The organism is Thauera aminoaromatica S2 (assembly GCF_000310185.1).
In the GTDB taxonomy this organism is placed as follows: domain Bacteria; phylum Pseudomonadota; class Gammaproteobacteria; order Burkholderiales; family Rhodocyclaceae; genus Thauera; species Thauera aminoaromatica.
This window is the reverse complement of record NZ_AMXD01000203.1, coordinates 1-4810: the sequence shown is the minus strand read 5'-3', so window position 1 is coordinate 4810 and position 4810 is coordinate 1. Positions and strand designations below refer to the sequence as shown.

Here is a 4810-nt window from a genome sequence, read left to right as displayed (position 1 = left end):
GCGCCCTCGGCGCCGAGCAGCGCGGCGAGCGTGCGACGCCCGGCGCGCAGGTCGCCGGCGAGGTCGCGATAGTTGTTGACCAGCAGCACCGCGGCGGCGGGCGCACCCACCGCCAGCCCGGCGAGCAGGTCGAGGTGGCCGAGCGCGCGCGACTGCAGCCAGTGGCTGCCGAGCACCGCGAACACGCCGAAGAAGAGCAGCACGAAGAGCTCGCCGAGCGGCGAGTGCGAGATCGGCCGTGGCCCGCCGGAATAGGCCCAGCCGGCGATCAGCGAGGCCAGCCCGATCGCGAGGATCAGGGCGCCGCCGACGACACAGAGCCAGGCGCCGAGCAGGAGCGCGAGCAGCAGGCAGAGCAGGGCGCCGCGCTTGACCTCGGCGGCGCTCGCCCAGCCGGCGAGGGTGACCCGCAGCGGCCCGAGGCGCTCGGGGCGATCGGTGCCGCGCTCGAAGTCGATCGCGTCGTTGTAGAGGTTGGTGCCGATCTGGATCAGCAGCGCGCAGGACACGGTGGCGAACAGCACCGCCCACGCCAGCTCGGCGCCGTCGGCGACGGCGAGCGCGGTACCGAGCATGACCGGGGCGAGCGCCATGCCCAGCGTGCGCGGCCTGATCGCCGCCCACCAAACCGCGAGCGTGCCCGGGCGGGATGGCGCGGGATGCGGCGGCGTCACGCCCCGCCTCGACGGGCGGGAGCGGCGCCGATGGGGGCGAGCCGTGAGGACGGAAGGGCGTGCGGGGCGAAGGGCAGGGAAACGGACATGGCGGGACAAGCGGGAAGACCGCGGATTATCGCATAGCCGTCGCGCAGCTCCCGCGGATGCGCCGCGCTCGACTATGCTGGACACGAATCCACCCCCACGCCGCCTGCCGGAGGTCCGTCATGAGCAAGCGCCTGCACCCTCTTTCCTCCCTCCTCCGCGCCGCGGCCAGCCTCGCCGCGGCCGCCGTCGCCGCCATCGCCCTCGCCGCGCCCCCCGGAGCGCTGCCGGCGCTCAACATCGCCATCGAGGACACCTCGGTGTCGGGCATCTCTTCGGGCGGCTTCATGTCGGTGCAGATGCAGGTCGCCCACTCCGGGATCGTCCGCGGCGCGGGGGTGGTCGCCGGCGGGCCCTACTACTGTGCGCAGGACAGCGTGCTCAAGGCCACGACCGAATGCTCCTGCACCGGCGCGCCGACGCTGTCGTGCAAGGTCGGCGAGGCCAGCACGGCGGTGCCCGAGCTGGTCGCGGCCACGCGCGCCTTCCGGGCCGAGGGCCGCATCGACGACCCGGCGCAGATCGCCCGCCAGCGCGTGGTGACCGTGGTGGGCGGGAAGGATGCCCTGGTGCCGGCCGCGATCACCCGCCAGCTGCACGGCTACTACGACGCCTTCGGCCTGCCCGCGGCCGCACTCAAGCCGGTGACGCTCGACGCCGCCGGCCACACCATGCCCACCACCGCCTACGGCGGCGCCTGCGGCACGACCGACGAGCCCTACATCGGCAGCTGCGGCTTCGAGGCCGCGCACGCGATCCTCGAGTGGATCTACGGCCCCGACGTCGCCCCGCCGCGCACCACGCCCACGCCGGCGGGCCGCTTCGTCGAGTTCGACCAGCGCGCCTACATCCCCGCGACCGGCTTCTTCAGCCATCTGTGGGGCACCGGCCTGGACAAGACCGGCTGGGTCTACATCCCGCCCGCCTGCGCGGCGGGCGAGCGCTGTCGGCTGCACGTGGTGTTCCACGGCTGCAAGCAGGGGCAGAGCTTCCTGCCCTTGCGGCGGCCGCCCGATGGCGGGCTGTACAACGGCACCACCTTCGTGCGCAACACCGGCTACGACCGCTGGGCCGACACCAACCGCCTGGTGGTGCTGTTCCCGCAGGCGGTATCGATCCCCTGGAAGAACCCCAACGGTTGCTGGGACTGGTGGGGCTACACCGACGCGCACTACGCCACCCGCGACGGCATCCAGATCCGCAGCGTGCGCGCGATGATCGAGCGGCTGGCCTCGGGCCGCCACGACTGAGCGCCGCGGTGGCGCGGGCGCAGCCCGTGTGGCCCAGCCCCTTCGCGTGGACTATAAGGAAAGCAGGGGCCGCCGCCCGGCGGCCCACCCACGCGGGACGGGCTGCGGCGATGCACGGGCCCGCGCGAGGGAGTCCCCATGTCCTATGTCGGAGAGCCCTTCCGCCACGACCTCTTCGTGAGCTACAGCCACGGCGACGACGGTAGCGGCGGCGCCTGCCTCGCGCCGTGGTCGGCCGCGTTCGCGCACGAGCTCGAGCGCGAGCTGCGTGCCGACCGCCGCTTCCGCACCAGCCTGAGCGTGTTCCGCGACCAGGACCACCGCCCGGCGCAGAGCCTCGACCCGATGGCACCGCTCACCGCCCAGCTGCAGGAGCAGATCGCCGGCGCGGCGCTGCTGGTGGTGCTGATGTCGCCCGACTACCTCGCGTCGAAGTGGTGCGCCGACGAGCGCGACTGGTGGTTGCAGCGCCAGGCCGCGCTCGGCCTGCCGCACGGGGAGCGTATCGCGGTGGTGCGCATCTGGCCCACCGACACACCGTGGCCGGCGGCGTTGTGCGATGCGCGCGGCGAGCCGCTGGTCGGCTTCGCCTTCTACCCGGCCGACGGCGTGCCGCCGCGCCCGCTCGGCTGGACCGACCTGCCGGGCGCCTTCGGCAGCGAGTTCCGCAAGGCCCTGCTCGACATGGTCGGCCGGCTCTACCCCAAGCTCGAGGCGATGCGCGCGCGCACCGAGGAGCTGCGCCGCCAGCGCGAGGAGGCCGAGCGCCTGGTCCGCGACGGCGGCCAGCTGCTCTACCTGCACGGCCGCAGCGACCACGCCGCGGCTTGGGAAGAGGCGGCGCTCAAGCTGGTCGACAAGGGCTTCGCGGTGGTGCCGGGCGAGCCCGACCGTGTCGACAGCGATCCGCTGCGCCTGCAGGCCGTGCGCGAGCGCAGGGTGGAGACCCTGAGCGGCTGCGACGCCCTGCTGCTGCTCGGCACCGAGGACGGGCGCGCCCTCGATGCCGACCTCGTGGTGGTGGGCAAGCACGATCGCCAGTCGGCGCGCGCACGCTCTCACCGACTGCTGCCCTGCGGCCTGCTCGACACCGCCGGCGCCACCATCGCCACCAACGTGCGCCGCGCCACCGCGCGCATCGTGCAGGCGGACTGGATCGACGGCACCGACGCAGGCTGGCCGGTCGCGGTGCGCGACTGGCTGGGCGGCAAGGGCTTGCAGGCCGGGGGCGCACCATGAACCCCGGCGCGCCTGCCCCCGCCGACGACGCCTTCGACGCGGTCTTCGCGATCCGCCTGCCGCCCCGCCCCTATCCCGGCCTGCGTCCCTTCGAGCAACATGAGTGGCCGATCTTCTTCGGCCGCGAGCGCATGACCGACGAGATCGTCGACCGCCTGCTCGGCCATCGCCTGCTCGTGGTCCATGGCGACTCGGGCTGCGGCAAGAGCTCGCTGGTGCGCGCCGGCGTGCTGCCGCGGCTGGAGCAGGAGAGCGCGCGCGGCGGCGTGCGCTGGCGTACCTGCACCACACTGCCGCGCGCTGCGCCGCTGTGGAACCTCGCGCGTGCGCTCGCCGCGCTCGACACGCCCGGCGGCGACGGGCACGGGCTGGAGCTGCGCACGATCGCCTTCCGCCGCGCGCTCAACTTCGGCCGCGAAGCCCCGGCGGCGCTCGCCGAGCTGCTCGGCTGCGGCCCGCGCAGCCAGGTCTGCATCCTCATCGACCAGTTCGAAGAGCTCTTCGAGCACACCCGCCGCCATGGTGCGGAAGAAGCGACCCTGCTGGCCGCCTGCCTGGTCGGCCTGCTCGATGCGCCGCCGGCCGGGCTGTACGCGGTGCTGACCATGCGCTCGGAGTTTCTCGGCGCATGCTCGCGCTACGAGGGCTTCGCCGAGGCGGTCAATCGCACGCAATACCTGCTGCCGCGCATGGAGCACGACGACCTCATGCGGGCGATCCGCGAGCCGGCGGTGCTCTACGACGGCGAGGTGACGCGCGAGCTCGCCGAGCGCCTGATCGTGGACGGCGGCGGCGGACAGGACCAGCTGCCGCTGATCCAGCACGGGCTGATGCTGCTCCACGACGAGCGTGCGCGTGCCGCGGGCCTGGCCCTTGCCGGACCGACCCCGGGCGCGCCGGCGTGGCGGCTCGGGGTGGAGCATTACCACGCCGAGCACGGCCTCGCCGGCCTGCTCTCGGCACACGCCGACGCCGTGCAGGCGCGCGCCGAGCAGCAATGCCTCGGCGGCGAGGCGACGCGGGTGGTGGAAGACCTCTTCCGCGCGCTCACCGACATCAACGCCGAGGGCCAGGCCATCCGCCGGCCCTGCCCGCTCGCACGCCTGGTGGCGGTGACCGGCGCCGAGGAGTCCGTACTGCGCTGCGTGGTGGACACTTTCCGTGCCGACGGCGTGTCCTTCCTCGAGCCCTACGGGCACGAGGCGCTCCCCGCCGACGAGCTCATCGACATCAGCCATGAGGCCCTGATCCGCTGCTGGCGGCGCATCGCCGAGCCACGCGAGGGCTGGCTGGCCCGCGAGTTCCGCAACGGCCTGGTGTGGCGCGCGCTGCTGGTGCAGGCCGACAGCTTCGAGCGCGACCCGGGCAACGTGCTCGGCGCCACCACCACCGACGAGCGCGAACGCTGGCTGCGCCGGCGCAACGCCGCCTGGGCGGAACGCTACGGTGGCGGCTGGGAGCGCGTGCAGCGCCTGCTCGCCGCCAGCGTCGAGGCGCGCGCCCTGCGCGCGGCCGAGCGCGAGGTCGCCGAAAAGCAGCGCCAGGAGGCACGCCGCCTGC

Annotated in this window: 4 protein-coding genes; 3 read left to right on the top strand and 1 reads right to left on the bottom strand. The window is 74.1% G+C overall.

Going from position 1 to position 4810, the window contains the following annotated elements; translation table 11 throughout:
* On the bottom strand, positions 1 to 674 hold a 674-nt coding region (menA, locus tag C665_RS18395), incomplete at its 3' end, for a 1,4-dihydroxy-2-naphthoate octaprenyltransferase (RefSeq protein ID WP_051021774.1).
* A 209-nt stretch (positions 675 to 883) separates the two neighbouring features.
* Here menA and C665_RS18390 point away from each other — a divergent pair.
* From C665_RS18390 to C665_RS18380, 3 genes are all read left to right on the top strand, one after another.
* Complete coding sequence (locus tag C665_RS18390; RefSeq protein WP_004326219.1) at positions 884 to 2011, top strand: extracellular catalytic domain type 2 short-chain-length polyhydroxyalkanoate depolymerase; 1128 nt, start codon at positions 884 to 886, stop codon at positions 2009 to 2011.
* A 138-nt stretch (positions 2012 to 2149) separates the two neighbouring features.
* Positions 2150 to 3250 carry a toll/interleukin-1 receptor domain-containing protein gene (locus C665_RS18385; protein ID WP_004326217.1) on the top strand — a complete coding sequence of 367 codons (1101 nt, stop codon included), beginning with the start codon at positions 2150 to 2152 and terminating at the stop codon, positions 3248 to 3250.
* Positions 3247 to 4810 (top strand): nSTAND1 domain-containing NTPase (locus tag C665_RS18380; RefSeq protein ID WP_004326215.1); only part of this gene is annotated, 1564 nt, incomplete at its 3' end. The genes C665_RS18385 and C665_RS18380, both read left to right, overlap by 4 nt.